The following is a 20,104-nucleotide window of genomic DNA, read 5'->3' as shown; positions in this document are numbered from 1 at the left end:
GTGGTTGAGAAACGATAGGAGTGTCAGACCGTGTCCGAAGCGATGTTGGACGACCCGGAGCTGCTTAAGCGCATCCACGCCCTGCTCCTGAAGATGCTCAAGGACTTCGACGAGGCATGCCGCCGCCTCGACATCCCCTACTCCGTCTACGGCGGCACCATGATCGGTGCCATCCGTCACCAGGGCTTCATCCCCTGGGACGACGACGTCGACGTGCTCATGACGCGAGCCGACTACGAGCGTTTCCTCGCCGAAGCACCCTCGGTCCTGCCGCTCGGCTACCAGATCGACAACACCCGCACCCGCCCCGAGTACCCCTTCATGTTCACCAAGCTCGGTCTGGAGGGCACCCTCCTGGTCCCCGAGTTCGGCAAGGACTCGGCCTACCGCATGCCGATCTCTCTGGACATCCTGCCCGTCGACAACGTGCCCGACGACGCCCGCGCCTTCCGCAGGATGAGCCGTAGGACCTGGCTGTGGGGCCGTCTCCTCTACCTCCGAGGCACCCCCACCCCCTACCTCATCGGCATCACCGGGGCCAAGCGCATGGCCATCCACACGATCACCTCCGCGATCCACGTGGGTCTGCGCCTCATGCGGGCCACTCCGCGCTCCCTCCAGGGGCGATGGGAGAAGGCCGCCCGCACCTACGAGCACGCCACCACCAGGCGGATGGCCGACTTCTCCATGCGGGACCCGGAGAACTGGGCCGTCACCGTGGACGATCTCTACCCGCCCCTCGAGCTCCCCTTCGAGAACATCACCGTCAAGGTCGCCCGCAACTACGACGCCATGATGCGCCGCTCCTACGGTGACTACATGGAGCTGCCGCCCCTGGAGCAGCGCCGCAACCACAAACCCTGCGAGATCGACTTCGGGCCCTATTCCGACGACGCTGAGACGGCTCTTGAGAACGCAGCTGAGCCGGGTGCGGAATCGGCCACCGGTTCTGCCGAAACCAAGACGGACTGAGGCCCCAGCACATGCCTCGAACGGAGGAGAACAAGGCCTCGCAGATCAGTCGCGACTACTTCTGGAATACCGCCGCCTCCGTCATGATGTCGTTGGCGACGGTGGTGCTTCTGGTGGTCGTCACCCGCACGGCCGGTCTTGCGGCGGCCGGGGTCTTCGGACTGGCTTATAAGGTCGGTCAGCAGTTCCAGCCTCTGGGGATGTACGAGATCAGGCCCTACCAGGTCACCGACCTGCAGCACCGCTTCGGCTTCGGCACCTACCTGGCCACCAGGATCGTCACGGTGGGTCTCATGGTCCTGGGCATCGTCGGCTACGCACTCGTCTTCGGCAAGAGCCCTCACCACATGCTGCTCATCGTTCTCATCGCCTCTTTGCGTCTCTTCGACGCCTTCGAGGACGTCTACGTCTGCGAGTTCCAACGGGTCGGCCGCCTCGACATCGGGGGGCAGTCCTGGTTCTGGCGCTCCCTGGTGACCACCCTGGCCTTCTGCGGGATGCTCGTGGCCACCGGCAACCTGCTGGTCTCGACGGTGGTCACGCTGGTCATCTCCCTTCTCGTCACCGTGGTTCTCTACGTGCCTCGGGCCCGCGGCCTCTTCCCGCAACGGCCGGTGTGGGAGATGCGGCTCATCAAGGAGCTGCTGGTCATCTGCCTGCCCCTGTGTCTGGCCTCCTTCATCTCCATGTACCTCGCCAACGTCCCCACCTTCGCGATCGACCGCTACCTCGACTCCACCCAACAGGGCTACTTCCAGATCCTGTTCATGCCGGCCATGGTCATTAACCTGCTCTCCCTCATGGTCTTCCGGCCCCTGCTCACCTCCATGGCGAGCCTGTGGGTAGGCGCCAATCTGCCCGGCTTCAACCGGCTCATCCGACGCGGCCTGCTGGTGACTGCAGGGGCCTTCGTCATGGTCGGCACGGTCACCTTCCTGGCAGGTGCCCCCATCCTCGGGCTTGTCTTCGGTAAGGACGTCTCGATGTTCCGCGCCGAGCTCATGGTGCTGGTGCTCGGTGGGGCCATGAATGCCGCCAGCGTCGTCCTCTACTACGCGCTGACCACGATGCGGCTCCAGAAGCTCGTGTTCGCCGGCTACCTCGTCACCGCTGCCGCGATGACCATGCTGTGCGCCTTCCTGGTTCCCTCATACGCCCTCCTGGGCGTGTCCATCGCCTACGCCTGCGGGATGACCGTCCTGGTTCTTCTCTTCGCCCTGTTCCAGCAGCGAGCCGTTGCGGCCCGTAGCGGTGAAGGACACTCCTGACCGAGAGGGTGAGTGAGGGGCGACTCTTATAGGGTAACGCGCATGTCAGTGACCCGCTCTGCCGGTTTGTTCTCTCCCCGTGACCTCGGCTCCCGCGACAACGCCCTCAACCTGCTCCGGCTGGTGCTGGCCTTCCTGGTCTTCTATTCCCATGCGGACATCCTCGCCGGAACTGGGGACGGATTCGAGGTGGCCGGGCAGCACCTCGGCAGCTGGGGCGTCGTCGGCTTCTTCGCCATCTCCGGCTTCCTCATCACCGGATCACGCATGCGCGCCGATGCCGGCCCCTACCTCATCAACCGGGTCACTCGTATCTTCCCCGGCTTCCTGTTCTCCCTCGTCTTCGTCGCCTTCGTCATGGCACCGGTGGCGCACCTCATCGAGAAGGGCACTCTCGACGGCTTCTTCGGAGCGGCGCCCACGCCCGGGAGCTACATCTACTCCAACGTCCTGCTGCACATCTCCACCTACAACATCGGCACCACGTTGGCCACCGTGCCCTACCCCGGAGCCTGGAACGGCTCCCTGTGGAGCCTCTACTACGAGTTCTGGTGCTACATCATCATCGGCGTCTTCCTGTCCTGGAGGTTCACCCGCTCCCACGTGTGGCCCACGGCAGCACTGTTCCTGGTCAGTGTCGCCATGCACGCAGGCATCCACCGGATCAGCCCCTATGTGGACGGCAACAGCGAGTTCGCCCTACTGATCTTCATGCTGCCCTACTTCCTGGGCGGGGCGCTCATGTACCAGCTGCGCGAGCGGATCCCCATGAAGCCGTGGATTGCGCTCATCGCGACGGCCGGAGCCGTGGCACTCATCCTCATGCTGCCGAGCTTCGGCGCCCAGCTGGCCTCCCCGCTCATCGCCTACGTCATCCTGTGGCTCGGCGCGGTCCTGCCCTCACCGGAGATCATCAAGGTCCACGATATCTCCTACGGCGTCTACATCTACCACTTCCCGGTCCTCCAGCTCCTCATCCTGCTGGGGATGCACCGTCACGGCCTGCCGCTCCTGCTGCTGGTGGCCGGCGTCGTCACCGTCGTCCTGTCCATCGCCAGCTGGCTCGGCATCGAGCGCGCCGCCATGCGTTGGTCTCGGGGACGCCGGCCCTGGGGAGACCTGCGTCAGGAGGCCCGCTGAGCTCACGCCCATCGTCGAGCCGGGCAGAATTCGCGTAGCCGGGCAGAAAAACCGTTGGGGTACGCGAAAGATGCCCGGTTCGGCAGTAATGGGATCAGCGTGCCAGGACGTGGGTGGCCAAGGTGCGCACCGCTGTCGAGTCCTGGCGGCGCAGCGCCGTCGGCAGCAGGGACAGGGCATGGGCCCGTGAGATCGTGTGCCGCCTGGCTGCGCGCGCGGCCCGGTGCCAGCCGTTGCGCCGCATGATGCGGGCGGCCAGGGAGAAGTAGGTGCGCTCGCCGGCGAAGCGGCGCCCATCGAACAGCGATGTCGAGGAGGCCGACTCCTCATGGCGCCGGTAGGAGAAGCACACATGCGGATCGAGCAGGAGGCAGCCGCCTGCCGCAATGATGTCGATGACCAGGGCCAGGTCCTGGATGATCGGGAAGCCGGGGCGGAAGGGTGTGGAGACGAGTGCCTCGCGGCGGAAGGTCAGCGAGGGCCAGTAGAGCCAGTCGGCCTTGAGCAGGGAGGCTGCCAGCTCCTCGCCACTGAGTAGGAGGGGCTGACGGGTGCGCGGCATGACCATGCGCTTGATGGAGTCGGTTAGGGTACTTACGGGACGTCCCCGGGAGTCGATGGGCTGAACCCCCGGCTGAAAGATGTCCGCCTGCGGGAACTTCTCGTGAAGGGTCAGTACCCGTGCCACATAGTCGGGTTGCATGATGTCATCGCAGCCCAGAAGCATCACCAGATCGGCAGAGGTCATCTCGATGCAGCGCTCGTAGTTCTCGGTGATCCCGAGGTTCTTCTCGTTGCGGATGTATGTGACCCGGGGGTGGTCCAGACGCTCGAAGTACTCCGGGACGCCGGCGTCCGGGTAGCAGTCGTCGACGACCGTCAGGTGCCACCGCTCATCGGTCTGGCTCAGGACGGCCTCGACCGTCTCGTAAAGGTACCGGGGCTCGCCCCAGAAGGGGAGCATGATGTCGAGCATGGGTCTCCTGGTCACTGATGGTCATCAACCGTGCGTTCTCGCCGTGGGTCAGCAGTGTAGTAAGGCTCGGGGCGGGCGCCCTGAGCGGTCGGTGTGAATCACCCGACTGGCTTCAGTTGATCATGGTCAGCAGAGGATGGGCGGTGCTGGTTGTCCTGAGTGTCAGATGTCGGCGAAGACCTCCGGGACCGCCTCCTCGCCGTCCTCGTACCAGGACAGCAGGGCGTCGACGTAGTCGGTGACGTGGCGGTAGTAGGTGAAGATGGCCTCGCCGGCGTCGTCGCCCTCGGCCTCCTTGGCCAGGGCCCACACGTACCAGCACCAGCCGGCGAAGACCACGTAGGACCAGAAGTGGCGGCGCTCGCCGGCGGTGGGGGCGCGGTCGAAGTAGCCGACGATCGCCTCGTCAGCGCGTGCGACGCTCATCTGCGTGCACACCACCAGGGTGCCGAAGTCGCTGGCGACGTCGGACATGCCGGCGTACTCCCAGTCGATGAGGTCGATATGGCCGTCGGCGGCCACCAGGAAGTTCGGTGGGAAGAAGTCGTTGTGGCTGGGCACCCGCTCGAAGCCGTCGGCGTCGGCGGCGACCTTGAGACGCATCACCTTGGCCCGCAGCTCGACGTAGTCGGGGACGTCGATGGGGTGGTGGCGCTCAACCAGCTGCTCGTAGCGCAGGGCCTCCTGGATGTAGTCGAAGTCCCGCTCGAGCGCCTTGCCGGAGGTGTGCAGGCTGCGCGCCATGCGCATGGCCTGCCGGAGCTCGTCGGCGTTGGAGATGTCGAGATTGCGGGCCCCGGGCACGAACCGGGCGATCTTCCAGCCCCTGACGTCGTCGTCGGCCACGAAGGTCGTGTCCAGACCGAGGTCGCGGGCCAGGCGCAGGCCCGCTGCCTCGGCGTGACGGTCGACGATCTCCTCGGTGCCGACGCCGGGATGGCGGTAGACGTACTCGTTGCCGTCCACGGTGAAGTGGCACGACAGGTTCGTCAGCCCCTGCTTGAGGGGGTAGAAGCCCGAGATATCCGTCTTGCGGCAGCCCAGGGCCTCGGAGATGTGGTCGAAGACCTCGGAGTCCACGTTCTCGATGAACTTGGGGTCGAAGGAGCGGATCTCATCGACCGAGTCGAACTCGTTGATCATGCCCTCGGGGTAGCGGCGCATGACCATGTCGAGCTCCTTGACGTGCTCGATGTAGATCGCCTCCCACAGCTTGGGAGCCGTCTCGGGTAGGTCGTAGACCTCTTCCAGGATGCGCCGGAAGGTCGTGGAGAAGGCCCGGTCGAAGTAGACGTGGCCGAGCATGATCCAGGTGTCGGCGCCCCCGACCTCGATATCCGTGATCCGCTCGCCGGGGCCGGTCGTGATGCACCACTCCTCGGTGGGGCCCGCCACGTACTGGGCCGAGTAGTAGGCCTTGTAGACGTGCGACTCGAAGGGGTTGTCCGTGAAGTAGTCGTCGGAGGAGCAGATGAAGGTGTTGGCCAGGATGTCGCGCACCAGCCACAGGGAGCCGTTGTTGTTGCGTGAGACGTAGTCGTCGTTGACGACGATCCTCACGCCGAACTGCTCGGCCAGGTAGAAGAAGTACTCCTTCTTGTAGCCGACGACGATCGTCACGTCGGTGATGCCGGCCTCGTGCAGCTGGCGGATCTGCCGCTCGACCAGGACCTCGTCGCGTACGCGCAGCATGCCCTTGGGGCGCTCGTAGGAGATCGGGGCGAAGCGCTGCGACAGTCCTGCCGCCATGATGACGGCGTTGTCCACCCGGTAGGGCTCCAGGGCTGCCCGGCCCGCCTCGGTCAGGTGACGCTCCTGGATGTAACCGGCCGCCTCGCACTCGCGGACGGCGGCGTTGACGCGTCCCAGGGACATGCCGGTGGACTCCTGGACCTGGCGCTGGGTCAGGGCGGCCTCGGCCCGCAGGAGGGCGTAGAGCACGTCGAACTGTGACTGCGACAGAGGGCCTGTCATTGGATCCACCATCCGTTCAGCAAAGCAGTAGAGGTTATCTTGTTCGAAGATAGCAGTTTGGAGCGTAAAACTGAACGGCTGAGATCGGCCCGTGTTCGTGCGGGGATCGTGTGGGGGTGGTGCCAGACGCTTCGTGGGTGGACGGCCTCGGCGTGCCGCCCACCCACGAGTGGGAGGAGAATCGGTAGGCGCTGGGACTTGCCGGCTCAGGCCTGGCGGTGCTCCAGCAGGCCCAGGAGGTAGGCGCCGTAACCGGACTTGACCAGGGGCTCGGCACGCCGGCGCAGGCCGTCGTCGTCGATGAAGCCCATGCGCCAGGCAACCTCCTCAGGGGCGCCGATGTTGAGGCCCTGGCGGTGCTGGACGGTGCGAATGAAGCTGGTGGCGTCGGCCAGTGAGTCGAAGGTGCCGGTGTCCAGCCAGGCGGTGCCGCGGGGGAGGACCTCGACGGTGAGCCGGCCGGCCTCCAGGTAGGTGCGGTTGACGTCGGTGATCTCGTACTCGCCCCGGGCGGAGGGCTCGAGGTTCCTGGCGATCTCGACGACGTCGTTGTCGTAGAAGTACAGGCCGGGCACGGCGTAGGTGGAGCGGGGGTGGGCCGGCTTCTCCTCGATGGAGATGGCCTTGAAGCTCTCGTCGAACTCGACGACGCCGTAGGCCGTGGGGTCGGCGACCTGGTAGGCGTAGACGACACCGCCGTCGGGGCTGGTGTGACGGCGCAGCTGGGTGCCCATGCCGGGGCCGTAGAAGATGTTGTCCCCCAGGACCAGGGCGGCGCTCTCCTCGCCGATGAAGTCGGCGCCCAGGACGAAGGCCTGGGCCAGGCCGTTGGGCTCCTGCTGGACGGTGTAGGACAGGTTGACGCCGAGCTGGGAGCCGTCGCCCAGGAGGCGGTGGAAGGAGGGGGCGTCGTGGGGGGTGGTGATGACCAGGACGTCCTGGATCCCCGCGAGCATGAGGGTGCTCAGCGGGTAGTAGATCATCGGCTTGTCGTAGACGGGCACCAGCTGCTTGGAGGTCCCCAGGGTGATCGGGTTGAGTCGCGTGCCGGAGCCTCCGGCCAGAATGATTCCTCGCATGACCCAAGCATGACCCATTCGGGCCCGGAAGGACGCCAGGATCGGATGATTCGGGGGCGCATGTCCGTGGTGCGCGGCACGTTCGGCTCGGATGTCGTCGTCTCCGAGGTGCCGGTGGGACGGCGCCGATAGACTCCCCGGTGGAGCGTCGCCGATGCGGTGGCGCTGACATCGATGACAACGCTCACAGAGGAAAATTAAGGAGCCATCCATGGGGCAGATCGAGCTGGGCAAGCCTCTCGCCGTCGAGACGACGCCGATTCCGGGGTTCTTGCGCATTGACCTGACGGTTCACGGGGACAACCGCGGTTGGTTCAAGGAGAACTGGCAGCGGGAGAAGATGCTGGCCCTGGGGCTGCCCGACTTCGGGCCGGTCCAGAACAACATCTCCTTCAACAACGAGGTCGGGGTGACTCGCGGTATCCACGCCGAGCCCTGGGACAAGTTCGTCTCGGTGGCCACCGGCCGGGTCTTCGGAGCCTGGGTGGACCTGCGCGAGGGGCCCTCCTTCGGAACCGTCTACACCTGCGAGATCGACCCGTCGGTGGCCGTGTTCGTGCCCCGGGGCGTTGGCAACGCCTATCAGACGCTGGAGCCGGGCACCGCCTACACCTATCTGGTCAACGACCACTGGTCGGCCGACGCCCAGTACACCTTCCTCAACCTGGCCGACGAGACGGCGAACGTCCCCTGGCCGATCGCGCTGAGCGAGGCGATCCTCTCCGACAAGGACAAGGCCCACCCCCGCCTGGCCGACGTCACCCCCTTCCCGTCCCCCGAGGCTGACGGCTGACGGCTGGGAGAAGTCCGAACGCAGTTCCGGCGGCGCCACGAGCCCTACGAGGCTCGTGGCGCCGCCGTCGTCTGTCGCTGATGCATCACGGCCCTCGTCCATTACTCTCGATGTTCATGTTCTGCTCGTTTTCCCGGGGAAACGCTCAATAGTGAAAACCTTGGTGAATTAAAGGGTCACAAAATGAGGCTGCTCGGGTGTTGGGGTAGATAAGTGGCCTCAACTGATGGAATACTCCCGGCCATCCGGTCTGGAATCTGATTTCATCGAGTCTTCTTCCGGAGTTTGTTCAGATTCTTGTCCGGTGTGTGGCGACCCTCTGTGCGTCCTCCCCGACGCCGGCTAGCCACCGGCCGGTTCAGCCGGATCCTTCCCTTCGGCTCGAAAGAGACTTCATCATGGACATTGCCTCACCGCGCTGGAGCACGACCCTGACGGCTCGCGTCCTCATCGCCCTGTGGTCAGTAGTGACGGTGGCGGGGGCGCTCTTCGATGCCGACCTCCAGCCGGAGCTGCATATCGACTTCCTCGTCTACCGCGCCGGAGCGCAGCATCTTCTGAACGGCCAGCCGCTCTACGCCGGTCCCCTCGATACCGGCGTTCCCGGATTCCTCATGCACTTCACCTACCCGCCCTTCGGGGCGGCTCTTCTCTCCGGCTCCGCCATCGGCACTCCGGTCCTGGCCGGAGCCGTCCACACCGTGGCCTCCCTGGTGGCGCTGTTCATCCTCGCCCGGGTCGTCGTCGCCCGCTGCGGCGGCGGCGCCTGGACTGCTCTGGCGGCCGCCAACGCCCTGGCTCTGCTCATGCCGGTGGTCTCGCACCTGACTTGGGGTCAGGTCGGGCTCTTCCTCATCGCCCTGCTGGCCGCCGACTGGATCCCTCGCCGGACCGCCTGGCCGCGCGGTCTGCTCACCGGCATCGCCATCGCCATCAAGCTCACCCCTGCCGTCTTCCTGCTGCTGCCGATCCTCAGACGGGACCGACGGGCACTGCTCGTCTCACTGGCCAGCGCCGCCACCTGCACCGGCATCGGGTTCCTCATCGCTCCCGGGCAGTCCCTGACCTTCTGGGGCTCGGCCATGTGGGACTCCACCCGGGTGGCCTCCACCTGGTGGGTCACCGAGAACCAGTCCCTGCGCGGGCTGCTCTCCCGGATACTGCCGGGAGCCTTGGCCTCGGCCGTCTGGCTGGTGCTGGCCGTTGTCGCCGTCATCGTCATCGCCGGGCAGGCCGCCCGTCTGACCCGCCGCGGCGACGATCTGCTCGCCTTCGGCGTCGTCGGCCTCATCGCCCCGATCGTCTCGCCCGTGGCCTGGGTGCACCACTGGGTCTTCACTCTCCCGCTCGTCATGACCCTCGTGTGGCGGGCCGTCGTCGGGCTCGCCTCCGGCCTGCGCAGGACGGGTTGGGAGCTGGAGTGCCTGGCGGCGGTGGGCAGCGTCGTCGTCTTGCTCATCGCGCCGACCCACTTCCCCGACCACCTCGTGCGCTATGACTCCCCCCAGTGGAGTCCCTTCGCGGTCCTGGCCTCCGGCGCCTACGTCTACTGGGCCACTGCCGTGATGGTCGTCGTGGCCCGTATGGACGTGCGCGCCCGCCAGGGCGACAGGGATCGCTCCGCGTGGGGCAAGGACCGTCCTCTTGCCGGTGACGATCGCTCACCGCGGCCGGGACCGGGACCTCTGCCCCGGCCGGAAAGCTCATCCATCGGCCGGTCCGCGGCCGCTGTCGCCCAGCGCGCCCGGGCCCTGCTGCGCGAAGGCCGTTTGCGTTGGGTCTCATAGGGCAGAACTACCCGAACGCTGCTGCTGCGGGCGCGATCGGGCCTCGGGTGCCGGTACGGTGAGGCGCTATGAAACGACTTGAGCCCGCCCGACAGCGGTACGCCTGGGGGTCGACCACGGCCATCCCCGCTCTCCTGGGCAGGGTCGACGACGGCGCCCCCTGGGCCGAGGCCTGGTACGGCTCCCACCGGGCCGGGCCGGCTCGGGTGACCGAGGGCGAATCCCTGTCCGACCTCATTGACGCCGAGCCGGAGCGCCTTCTGGGCGAGGACATCATCTGGCGCTTCGGGCGCCGCCTGCCCTTCCTGCTCAAGCTCATCGCTCCCGAGCAGCCCCTGTCCCTCCAGGTTCACCCCAGCCAGGCGCAGGCGGCCGAGGGGTACGCGCTGGAGGACGAGGCGGGTATCGCCCTGGATCACCCCTCCCGCAACTACAAGGACACCAATCACAAGCCGGAGATGGTTCTGGCCCTCACCCGGTTCCAGGCCGTCGCCGGCTTCCGGGCCCCGCGCCGTGCCGTTGAGGTCCTCTCCGGTCTGGACAGCCCGCTGGCCCGGCGGATGCGCCGCACCCTGCGGCTCAACCCGACCCGTTACGGCATCCGCCAGGTCTTCTCCGACGTCGTCTCGGCCTCCACCCGCCCGAGTCCCGAGGAGATCGACGAGCTCGTCACTGAGATCGGGGCCCGCTTCGAGGCGGGTGCGTCCCCCTCGCTGCGGGTGGACTCCAACGTCCTGAAGATGGCCGGCACCTTCCCCGGAGACCCCGGTATCGCCGCCGCGCTCCTGCTCAACCCCGTCACCCTCCAGCCCGGGGAGGCGCTGTTCGTGCCCGCGGGCAGCGTCCACGCCTACATCTCCGGCCTCGGGGTGGAGGTCATGGCCTCCTCGGACAACGTGCTGCGCGCCGGCCTGACGGCCAAGCACATCGACGTCCCCGAGATGCTGGCCTGCGTCGACTACGTGGCGGCGCCCCCGGTGCGGCCGGCTCCGGAGTACCTCTCCCGGGCTACTCGTGCTTACTACGCGCCGGTGGACGACTTCGAGCTCATGGTCACCACCGTGGTGGCCGCCGACGGCCGTCTGCCGGTTCCCGGGCGGGGGCCGCGCATCCTCCTGGCCGTCAAGGGTGCCATGACCCTGGTGACCCAGGCCGACTCGCAGACCCTGGCGCAGGGTGAGGCGGTCTTCGTCGGCGCCGACGAGCGCAGCCTGTCCGTCGAGGGGGAGGGGACCCTCATTCAGGCCGACGTCCCCTGACGGTGGTGCTCGGTGGTGCTCAGTGGTGGTCAGTCGGCCGGCTCCCCGGTGGCACCCTCAGTGATGCCCTCCTGGCGGATCGCGGCGGCGGCGACGTCGTCGCCCGCCTCCGGCGTCACGACCACCGCCGTGCGGCCGGTGCGCCAGGCGGTCAGCACCTCCTCAAGCGCCTGAGCGGTCCGGGAGCAGCGGACCAGAGCGGCGCGCGAGCCCACCGACTCCCTCGTGCCTGCCGCCCCGGCGGCCTCGACCCGGGCGGCCAGCCCGGCACGCGTCAGCGTGGCGGGCCGTGAGCCTTGCGGCGCACCGCCGTGAGCGGCGTCCGCGGCGAGGTTGGTGGCGAGGCCAGTGGTGAGGTCAGCGGCGAGATCGGTGAGGCAGGGCAGGTCGGCGTCGGCGCTGACCGGCGTGAAGCGGTCCGGGTAGGACATGAGGTCTGCGGCGCCGTCGAGCACCAGGGCGGGGAGCTCGCCCGGCCAGCGCAGCGCCAGGGAGGCGGGAGGCACCAGCACCTGCACCTCTGCCTCGTCGCACAGGTCCTCCGGCGTGAAGGCCACGCTCAGCTCGGGGGTGAGGCCGGCGGCCTCGATCTCCTCGCTGCTGCCCAGGAGCACGGTCCGCCCCGCCAGCCACGCCCCGCAGGCCCATGCCACCGTCCGCCAGTGCGGCGGGAGCCCCACATGAACTCCGTCAGCAGGTGCGGACTCCGCTGTGATCAATCCCGCAATCTTGGCCGACCACATGGACAGAACGTGTCCGGTCAACTCGACTCGCTCGTCGGTTCTGTAACAGTTCAGCCACGGTCTGTCGGCATCATGAGGGCCCGGAAGTAGTGAGAGCAGGGGGTCGTGCATGCCTCAGATTGAAGCAGATCTACTGACGTTCAGGAATCTCCCTGGTTACGTCCAGCCGATTGGGCCAATATGGAATCGTGCGTCAGGGTCCCTGAAGTTCTCTGGAAAACCGTGCATTTTGCTGCTGTCAGGCAGGGCGCGGATACCTTCCAGGGGATTTGTAGGAAGTCAACATAAGGTGACAACCAGATGGGGGCATTCCTTGAGATATCAAGGAATGGTGTCGATGGTCACGAGAGGGTCAACTTTCTCTGGCCGGCTTGACTGGCCTTGTCTCACACGCATGTAATTCTTACTGGCAAGAAGCTCGGATCGAAGGGAGGCCGGCATGTGGAACATCCTCGGCGACGGCCCACTGAAGCAGCCGGAGGAGCCTGACGCAGAGGTGCTCTCGCTCCTCTTCGGCGGTGGCGACGACGTCGATGAAGGACCCCTGGCGTGGCAGGAGCGAGCGCTGTGCGCTCAGACGGACCCAGAGGCGTTCTTCCCTGAGAAGGGTGGTTCCACACGTGAGGCCAAGCGAGTCTGCGCGACTTGCGAGGTTCGTGAGGAGTGCCTCGAGTACGCCCTCGCCAACGACGAGCGCTTCGGTATCTGGGGCGGCATGTCGGAGCGCGAACGGCGCAAGCTCAAGCGTCGCGCAGTATGACCCGCACCGGCTCCGCACAGGGAGCCAGTCGGGTAGGAGCCCTGGCCGTCGTCGTGTCGGCCGGGGCGAGCCCGTTTCTGGCGCAGACACTGACCGCGATCGCCTCCCAGACCTGCGCGCCCGACGTCGTCCTCGTCGTCGATGTCGCCTCGCGAGCCAACGGCCTGGGGGACGGGACTCCGATCGAGGAGCTCGTTGAGAGCTCAGGGCTCGACACCGTCACCGCAGTGCGCGTCGTGAGAGTCAAGGAGGCCAAGAGCTTCGGGGACGCAGTCGCCCGGGGACTGGCCGCCTACGCCGAGCTCGTTGCCGCCGGCAACCGTCGGCGCCGCAGCGCAGGTGCGGTTGACGGCGCGGATGACTCGGGCGCCGACGCCGCCTCAAGCGGGTCGCGCACCTCTGTGCGCGACCTCCTGCTGACCGGTTCCGGCCCCATCACCGGCCCCACCGGAGCGCTCTCCCCGATCACCTCCTACGAGCAGCAGCTGGTGGCCCCTACCGAAGCGGCCCCGGATGCGTCGGAGCACCAGGTGTGGTTCTGGCTCCTCCATGACGACTCCGCGCCCGCGCCGGACTGCCTCGAGCAGCTGCTCACCGCTGCGACCAACGCCCGCTCCGTGGGAATCGTGGGCCCCAAGCAGGTGGGGTGGGACAACCCCGAGCTGCTCCTGGAGGTCGGGCTGCGCGCCACGGCCTCGGCCCGGCGCGCCAACGACATCGTCCCCGGTGAGGTCGACCAGGGCCAGCACGACGACCGCAGCGACGTTCTGGCCGTGGGAACGGCAGGCGCCCTCATCGACCGCTCCGTATGGGAGGAGATCGGCGGCATCGCCCCGTGGCTCGGCCCCTTCGGCGACGGCCTGGAGCTCTCCCGCGCCGCGCGCCTGGCCGGATACCGGGTCGTCGTCGAGCCCACCGCCGTCATCCGCCACCGCCGGGCCTCCTACCAGGGACTGCGCCGGCCCGCCCACGTCTCCCACTCCTCGCGCCCCGAGGCCCGCACCGACGCCGAGGCCATTGAGGTCCGGCTCCCCGAGCCCGACCCGGAGCGGTCCTTCCGCGCCCGCCGCAGCGCCCAGCTCACCAACTGGGCGGCCTTCTCGTCGCGACCGATCGGCCTGCTGCTGCCCTGGTTCGTCATCCTCGGGGCGATGCGAGCCGTGTGGCGGCTCGCCTCCAAGGCGCCGGCGCTCGCCCGCGACGAGCTCGGCGCCGCTCTGGCCGTAGCCGGCCGCGGCCGACGGATCAAGGCGGCCAGACGCCGGCTCGCCCGGCACACCAAGGTGCCCGCCTCCGCGCTGGGGCGCCTCTACGCGACCCCGGCGGAGATCCGGGGCGTACGCCGCGACCGCACCCGCCAGGAGCGCGAGCGGCGTGCCCGCGCGGCAGCCCCCAGCGAGCTCGAGCTGCGTGAGCTCGCCGCCCTGGCCCGCAGCCGACGTCGGACCCTGGGCGCCCTCATGGTGCTGGTTCTGGCGCTGAGCACCTACGGCCTGTCCCGGCTGCTGCTCACCCGCTCGGTCAGCGGCGGGGCACTGCCCCTGTTCAGCGGCGGCTGGCGACAGATGTGGGACACCGCCTGGGCCACCTGGATCTCCACCGCCGACGGCTACCCCGGGGGCATCACCCCGCTGCTGGCCATCCTGGCCGGTCCGGCCGTACTGGGCCGGCTCGTCGGACTGGGGACCGGCTCCCTCATCAGCGGCCTGGTGTTCCTGGCCGTGCCGCTCGCCGCCCTGGGGGCCTGGTTCGCCGCCGGCACCATGACCCGGAAGGTGGCTCTGCGGGCCTGGGCCGCACTCGTGTGGGCCCTGGCCCCCAGCCTCCTGCTCGCCCTGGGGCAGGGGCGCCTCGGTGCCCTCCTGGTCCACCTCGTCCTTCCCTGGGCGCTGCTGGCCCTGACCCGCGCCGTGGGCGCCGACCGGCGTGACCTCGTCCTGTCCGGGCTCGTGGGGGCCCACCTGCTCACTGATGAGGAGCGGGCCGAGCTCGACCGCTTCTCCACCGAGAGGGTCACCGACCTGGCCCACCTCGACGAGGAGGCACAGGCCGCGGCGAGCCCCGAGGACAGCGCCGACGATGAGACCGAGCACTCCGGGGAGGCCGGGGACGGAGAGGACAGCGCTGGCGACGGCGAGAACCGCAAGAGCGGGGAGAAGGCCGAGGACACCGATGCCATGGCAGCTACCTCCACTGCCTCCGCTACCTCGGCGGTCCAGGACGGTCCCGGTGGCGACCGCGGTGAGGATGACGAGGAGACCGGTCGGGCGGCGTCGGCCCTGGCCACGGCCCGAGAGGTCCTTGAGTCCCTCAACGCCCCCGACCCGGCCGCTCCCGAGGCCCAGGTCGATCTGCCCCAGACCGAGAAGTACGGCTACGGGTCGGCCACGGCGGCTGCCGTCGCCGGCCTGCTGCTGAGCGTCGTCGTCGCGGCCGTCCCGGCCACCGCGGCAGTACTGACCGTCATCATCCTGCTGCTGTCCGTCACGACGCGACGCGGGTTCAAGCTCGTCCTCACCCTGGTCCCCATGCTGGTCACCGCCGCCCCGGCCTGGTGGGGCGCCTGGCGGCTGGGGGAGCGGGACGGCTGGGCCGAGGGCGTCCGCCTGCTGCTGACCGACATCGGTCTGCCCGTCTCCGTGCCGACGCCGAGCAGCCTCGACCTGCTGGCCGGCTCACCGGTGGCCATGGACGCCATCGTCCCATCCGGCGCCCTGAGCGTCCTGGTTCGGGGGCTGCTCCTGCTCGTCCCGGTCCTGGGCGTCGTCGGCCTGTTCGTCTCCCGGCGCGTCCGGGTCGCCCGCACCGGGATCCTCCTGGCCCTGGGGGGCCTGGTCCTGGCCGGTATCTCGGTGCGCACGTCCACCGGTCTGGGAAGCGACGTCACCGGGTCCGGTCTGGCCCCTGTCAACGGTTGGGCCGGGGCCGGAGCGTCCCTGGCGCTCAGCGGATTCCTCGCCGCGGCCCTGCCCGCCGCCGAGGCCATCTGGGGCATGATCGGACGGCGCGCCGCCGATGGTCGCAGGGCCCTGGTGCGCAGGAGCCGGAAGGACACCGATGCGGCGTCGTCCGCTGCGTCTGCAGTGTCTGCGGTGTCTGCCGCGTCCTCGGCGGAAGAGGGGCCGCGCTGGATCAGGACGGCCTTCGTGGCCGCCGCCTGCCTCGTCCTGCTCGCCCCGGTGACGGTCGGCGCCGTCTGGTCCTACCAGGCCCACCGCGGCAGCAACCCGCAGGTCATGGCGCTGCACCCCACCGCCCAGCAGGTCCCCCTCATCGCCGAGCAGTTCCAGAGCTCGGGGACGGCCGGCCGGGTCCTCAAGCTCACCTCCACCTCCGAGGGGCTTCAGGCCACCATCTGGCGCGGGCCCGGAACCCAGGTCAGCGACGTCCTTCCCGGAGCGGTCAATGCCGAGGCGCGCAGCCGCGCCGCAGGCGCCCTGGCCGATCCCCGGCTGAGGCCCGAGGCCGGACAGAGGACGGATCTCAGCACCGCGGCCTCGGACGGGGACCTGACCCTGGAGGACCCGGCCGACGCCGAGCTCGCCCAGATCGTTACCCGCGCCACCGCCGGACAGGACAAGGAGGTCGCCGACGCCCTCGCGGCCCACGGCATCGCCGTCGTCCTGCTCACCGACAAGGACGGCGACGCCGTCACCGCCGAGGCCCGCGTGGGCCTGACCTCCACTCCCGGTCTGGAGCAGCTCGCCCAGACCTCCTCGGGCAACTCCTGGCGCGTCACCTCCTCGGCGCACCCCGACTCAGCCCGTCTGAGCCTCATCGACGCGGGCGGAGAAGTCACCCCGGTCGCCTCCACCGGCACCGGTTCCGGGACCCGCACCCGGGTCCCCGCGGGATCGGGCGCCCGCACCCTCGTCATGGTGGAGCGGGCCGACGCCGGCTGGAGCGCCACTCTCAATGGCCGGCGCCTTGAGCCCACCACGGTCCCTGCTGAGGACGGCAGCTGGAAACAGGGCTTCGCCGTCGGCGCTGAGGGCGGAGAGCTGATCGTCACCCACACCCGCCGGTCCACCGCCGCCGCGACCTACACGATCTGGACCGTCTGGGCCCTGACCCTGGTGGCGGCGCTGCCCCTGCGACGCGGAAAGGAAATGGCCTCATGACTCAGCCCCGCGACGACGACGCCACCAGCCGGCAGGACCAGGCCGATGGTGAGGTCTCCACGGATGAGGCCGGTCAGGAGACCGCCCCACAGGCCCACCGGCGCCGGGACGGCGATGGCGTCGAGGCCGAGTCTGCGGGCGCCACGGCGGGCAACGGCGATGAGCCGACCGACTCGGCCGACGCCACGAGCTCCACCAACTCGGTCGACTCTGAGGATGCTGAGGACGTTGCCGACGTTGAGGACTCGGCTGACGACAGTGACTCCGACTCTGATAATGCGGTCTCGGGCGGGCCGGAGGCGGACGCAGCCTCCAGGAGGCGTCACAGCGATTCCAGACGGCGCCGCCGCACCGTGGGGCAGTCGATCGTCCGCGGTGTCGGCATCCTGACCTCCGTCGTGCTCGCTGGTGCCGTCGGAGGAGTCACCTGGTGGGGGCACGCCGCCCCGACCACGCCGACCCCGCAGCTGGAGGCCCTGAGCCTGGCCGCGCCCGGAGCCGCCACCAACTACGTGTGCCCTCACGCACCCACGAACACGCTGCGGGGCACCGACGTCGGCGCGATGGAGTCCACCACCACCATCATCCCCGTCGACGGGACCGATGCGATCCAGTCCGCCACCTACGCCGGCCAGACCGTCCCCACCGATGCCACCACCTCCCTGAGCACCGCGCAGGGCGGCATCCTCACCCTCACTCCCACCGACGGCCAGGTCGCCAACGCCGTCGGCTCGGTGACCACCCTGACCCAGAGCGGAGACCTGCGGGGGCTCACGACCGCCCCCTGCACCCAGCCGTCGGCCATGTCCTGGATCGTGGGCGGCTCCATCGTGGCCGGCTCATCCGCCGAGCTGCGCCTGACCAACCCCGGTGCCACCCCGGCCACCGCGAAGGTGAACCTCTACGGCTCGATCGGTCGTCTGCCCCTGCCCAGCAACGGTGAGGTCACCGTTCCCGCGGGCGGCTCCTCCTCGCTGACCCTGGAGACGAAGGGGAGTCAGGACCCGCGCATCGCCGTGTCCATCGAGGCCGACGGCGGGTCCGTGGTGCCCACCCTCGTCACCGAGTCCCTCGACGGGGAGACTCCCGCCGGCACTGACGTCATCACCCCGGGGGCCGCCCCGGCCACCGACCTCGTGGTCCCGGGGGTGGAGATCGTCGAGCCCGCCTCCCAGGGGGAGGTCCCCGACGCCACGACCGGCGCCGACTCCTCCGACACCCCGGCCGTGCGCATCGTCAACCCCGGGCAGTCCCCGGCGACCGTGTCGGTGACCATGCTCGGCAAGGACGGGGCCCGGCCGCTGGCCGGGGCGCAGTCGGTGTCCATTGACGCCGGTTCCGTCTTCGACATCTCGCTGGCCGGTGTTCCCGCGGGTACCTACGGTGTTCAGGTCAGCTCGAGCGCGCCGGTGGGAGCCGCGGTTCGCATGGTGCGAAGCGGCGGCGAGTACCCCGAGCGCTCCCAGGCCCTCGTCCACGACCAGGCCTGGGCGCAGGCCTCTCTTCCGGGCGCCGCCGACTCCGGCCTGCTGGCCGTGCCGCGCGTGGCCTCCCTGACCTCCGCAGTCACCGTGGCCAACAGCGGTGCTGCCACCTCCGTCACCGTGTCCTCCCTTGACGGCTCCTGGAGCCAGGACGTCGCCGTTGCCAAGGGCAGCGCCGTCGTCGTCGAGGTACCACCCGAGGTTGCCGCCGTCCGCCTGAGCGCGGCCGGGCGGGAGATCTCCACGGGGCAGTCGCGCACGTCCAGCGGACTGGCCGCCGCCACGATCGTGACGGCGCAGGCCGGGGGAGACCTGGCCGGGACACTCATCTCCACGGTGCCCACGCAGCCCGACGCCGCCGCTCAGGCGCAGCGCCGCATCCTGCTGGGCTGACTGTCCTTCTGTCCTCGCACCGAGCCGGGCATTCTTCGCGGCGCCCGACAGAAATTCCGCCCGGCTACGCGAAAAATGCCCGGGTCGAGGGGGACGGGGACCGTCTCACCGACCCGAGTCCGGGTCGATCTCCTCGGGACGGCGTCCCAGCATGAGGGCCACCTGCTCGACGACGACGCGGCGCACCAGGTCCGCCAGGTCCGCCTCGTCCGTGGCGCGGGAGGCCACCGGCCGCCGGTAGATGACGACCCTCGCCGGCAGCCCCGCGCGCGGCTCCGCGGTGAAACCGCGCCCCAGCACCACCGAGCGTTCCCAGGGCGCCGGGTCCGAGGGGGGCACCTCCTCGACGGCGAACTGGATCTGGTCCACGGACGGCCAGCGCCGGGCCAGGTCCTGGGCCGAGTCCACGACAAGCTCGTCGAAGCGCTCGGCCCGGGTCCGCCAGGCCGGCAGGTTCGGCGGCAGGAGCGGACCGCGCAGGCCCCGGCCGTGACGATCACGACGTCTGGCCGGACGCCGCGCCGGCGCAGTGGCGGATCGCGGCGGAATCGGCCCGGGTGAGAAGGGGAACAGGTCGGTCACACCTGCCAGCCTAGGCGCCGTCTGGATGACCGTCGGGCAGCGGCACGGTAACCTGCGGGCGTGAGAAGAGTCCGACACTGCCGCAAGCCCGGCTGCGAGCGCCCCGCCGTGGCCACCCTGACTTCCGTCTACGCGGACTCCACCATCGTGCTGGGACCACTGGCCACCGAGGCCCAGCCCGAGGCCTACGACCTGTGCGAGAAGCACGTCTCCTCCTTCACCGCGCCCCGTGGCTGGCAGATCATCCGCCTGGCCACCGAGTTCGAGCCGGCGCCTCCCAGCGAGGACGACCTCCTGGCCCTGGCCGACGCCGTCCGTGAGGCCTCCCGCGCCCCGCGCCCCGTCGCCGCGCCGGCCGAGCACCGCCCCCGCCCCGGCGGGATCATGCCGGCCTCCCTGACCGCCCCGCTGCCGCCCCCGCCGGAGGTCGCCGAGGACGAGATCCTGCGGCGCGGCCACCTGCGGGTCCTGCGCGGGCAGAAGGACGACGCATGAGCCATGACGAGCATGGTGCCGGGCCCCGGGCGCAGCAGTCGGTGCTCTCCCCGGCGCTGCGATCCTCCTTGCGCTGCCCGCTGAGCGGGCAGGAGCTCATCGACGGCGTCGACGACGCCGGCCAGCCGGCGCTCATCTCCCCGAGTGTGGGTCTGGCCTACCCGGTGCGCGACGGCGTCCCGATCCTCCTGGTCCACGAGGCGCTGCGCGCTCCCGGACCCGGTCCTGAAGCGCAGGACTGAGCGAGCGCCCTCACCTCCTGTCCCGGACGGTCCCTC

At 69.3% G+C, this 20,104-nt stretch carries 16 protein-coding genes; 11 read left to right on the top strand and 5 right to left on the bottom strand.

Annotated features, from left to right (window positions below; translation table 11 throughout):
* Window positions 1-42: 42 nt before the first annotated feature.
* From EL340_RS07435 to EL340_RS07425, 3 genes are read left to right on the top strand one after another with little or no spacing between them, the layout of a single operon-like run.
* Window positions 43-972, top strand: coding sequence for a LicD family protein (locus tag EL340_RS07435; RefSeq protein WP_126415372.1), 930 nt, complete (start codon window positions 43-45; stop codon window positions 970-972).
* A gap of 11 nt (window positions 973-983) precedes the next feature.
* On the top strand, window positions 984-2,240 hold the full coding sequence (locus tag EL340_RS07430) for a lipopolysaccharide biosynthesis protein (RefSeq protein ID WP_126414080.1): 1,257 nt from the start codon (window positions 984-986) through the stop codon (window positions 2,238-2,240).
* Between the two features lie 42 nt (window positions 2,241-2,282).
* A complete protein-coding gene (locus tag EL340_RS07425) occupies window positions 2,283-3,380 on the top strand; it encodes an acyltransferase family protein (protein ID WP_126414079.1) in 1,098 nt (365 codons plus the stop codon).
* Window positions 3,381-3,474: 94 nt separating this feature from the next.
* On the opposite strand, the gene EL340_RS07420 is transcribed toward EL340_RS07425, so the two are convergent.
* From EL340_RS07420 to rfbA, 3 genes are all read right to left on the bottom strand, one after another.
* A complete protein-coding gene (locus EL340_RS07420; RefSeq protein WP_126414078.1) occupies window positions 3,475-4,356 on the bottom strand; it encodes a glycosyltransferase family 2 protein in 882 nt (293 codons plus the stop codon).
* A gap of 162 nt (window positions 4,357-4,518) precedes the next feature.
* Window positions 4,519-6,330, bottom strand: coding sequence for a phosphotransferase (locus EL340_RS07415; protein ID WP_232023265.1), 1,812 nt, complete (start codon window positions 6,328-6,330; stop codon window positions 4,519-4,521).
* Between the two features lie 206 nt (window positions 6,331-6,536).
* Complete coding sequence (gene rfbA / locus EL340_RS07410) at window positions 6,537-7,409, bottom strand: glucose-1-phosphate thymidylyltransferase RfbA (RefSeq protein ID WP_126414076.1); 873 nt, start codon at window positions 7,407-7,409, stop codon at window positions 6,537-6,539.
* A gap of 211 nt (window positions 7,410-7,620) precedes the next feature.
* On the opposite strand from rfbA, the gene EL340_RS07405 reads away from it, so the two are divergent.
* The 3 genes from EL340_RS07405 to manA all read left to right on the top strand — a co-directional run bounded on the left by EL340_RS07405 (window position 7,621) and on the right by manA (window position 11,248).
* Window positions 7,621-8,202 (top strand): dTDP-4-dehydrorhamnose 3,5-epimerase family protein, encoded by a 582-nt coding sequence (locus tag EL340_RS07405; RefSeq protein ID WP_126414075.1) that lies wholly within the window; start codon window positions 7,621-7,623, stop codon window positions 8,200-8,202.
* Between the two features lie 398 nt (window positions 8,203-8,600).
* Entirely contained in the window at window positions 8,601-9,989 is a 1,389-nt protein-coding gene (locus tag EL340_RS07400) for a glycosyltransferase 87 family protein (RefSeq protein WP_126414074.1), read from the top strand.
* A 68-nt stretch (window positions 9,990-10,057) separates the two neighbouring features.
* Window positions 10,058-11,248, top strand: a complete 1,191-nt coding sequence (gene manA, locus EL340_RS07395; protein ID WP_126414073.1) for a mannose-6-phosphate isomerase, class I — start codon at window positions 10,058-10,060, stop codon at window positions 11,246-11,248.
* Between the two features lie 29 nt (window positions 11,249-11,277).
* Here manA and EL340_RS07390 read toward each other — a convergent pair whose 3' ends face one another.
* Window positions 11,278-12,102 carry a TIGR03089 family protein gene (locus EL340_RS07390; protein ID WP_126414072.1) on the bottom strand — a complete coding sequence of 275 codons (825 nt, stop codon included), beginning with the start codon at window positions 12,100-12,102 and terminating at the stop codon, window positions 11,278-11,280.
* Between the two features lie 328 nt (window positions 12,103-12,430).
* On the opposite strand from EL340_RS07390, the gene EL340_RS07385 reads away from it, so the two are divergent.
* Genes EL340_RS07385 through EL340_RS07375 form a run of 3 tightly spaced genes read left to right on the top strand, consistent with a single transcriptional unit; the run spans window position 12,431 to window position 18,749 of the window.
* Window positions 12,431-12,751: a WhiB family transcriptional regulator gene (locus EL340_RS07385; protein WP_003779817.1), complete on the top strand. Its 321-nt coding sequence runs from the start codon at window positions 12,431-12,433 to the stop codon at window positions 12,749-12,751.
* The gene (locus EL340_RS07380; RefSeq protein ID WP_126414071.1) at window positions 12,748-16,872 is read left to right on the top strand and encodes a glycosyltransferase; all 4,125 of its coding nucleotides are present in this window, start codon (window positions 12,748-12,750) and stop codon (window positions 16,870-16,872) included. The genes EL340_RS07385 and EL340_RS07380 overlap by 4 nt, the downstream gene beginning before the upstream one ends.
* Window positions 16,869-18,749, top strand: a complete 1,881-nt coding sequence (locus EL340_RS07375) for a DUF5719 family protein (RefSeq protein ID WP_126414070.1) — start codon at window positions 16,869-16,871, stop codon at window positions 18,747-18,749. The genes EL340_RS07380 and EL340_RS07375 overlap by 4 nt, the downstream gene beginning before the upstream one ends.
* A gap of 105 nt (window positions 18,750-18,854) precedes the next feature.
* Here the strand turns inward: EL340_RS07375 and EL340_RS15375 are convergent, their stop codons facing one another.
* Window positions 18,855-19,331, bottom strand: coding sequence for a metallopeptidase family protein (locus EL340_RS15375; RefSeq protein ID WP_164719356.1), 477 nt, complete (start codon window positions 19,329-19,331; stop codon window positions 18,855-18,857).
* Window positions 19,332-19,391: 60 nt separating this feature from the next.
* On the opposite strand from EL340_RS15375, the gene EL340_RS07365 reads away from it, so the two are divergent.
* Together EL340_RS07365 and EL340_RS07360 are read left to right on the top strand one after the other, a co-directional pair.
* Complete coding sequence (locus EL340_RS07365; RefSeq protein ID WP_126414069.1) at window positions 19,392-19,826, top strand: DUF3499 domain-containing protein; 435 nt, start codon at window positions 19,392-19,394, stop codon at window positions 19,824-19,826.
* Window positions 19,823-20,068 (top strand): Trm112 family protein, encoded by a 246-nt coding sequence (locus tag EL340_RS07360; RefSeq protein WP_126414068.1) that lies wholly within the window; start codon window positions 19,823-19,825, stop codon window positions 20,066-20,068. The genes EL340_RS07365 and EL340_RS07360 overlap by 4 nt, the downstream gene beginning before the upstream one ends.
* Window positions 20,069-20,104: the final 36 nt, after the last annotated feature.

Source organism: Actinomyces viscosus (assembly GCF_900637975.1).
GTDB classification, from domain to species: domain Bacteria; phylum Actinomycetota; class Actinomycetes; order Actinomycetales; family Actinomycetaceae; genus Actinomyces; species Actinomyces viscosus.
Note: the sequence above shows the minus strand (reverse complement) of the source record. Positions and strands in the feature narration are given on the sequence as shown.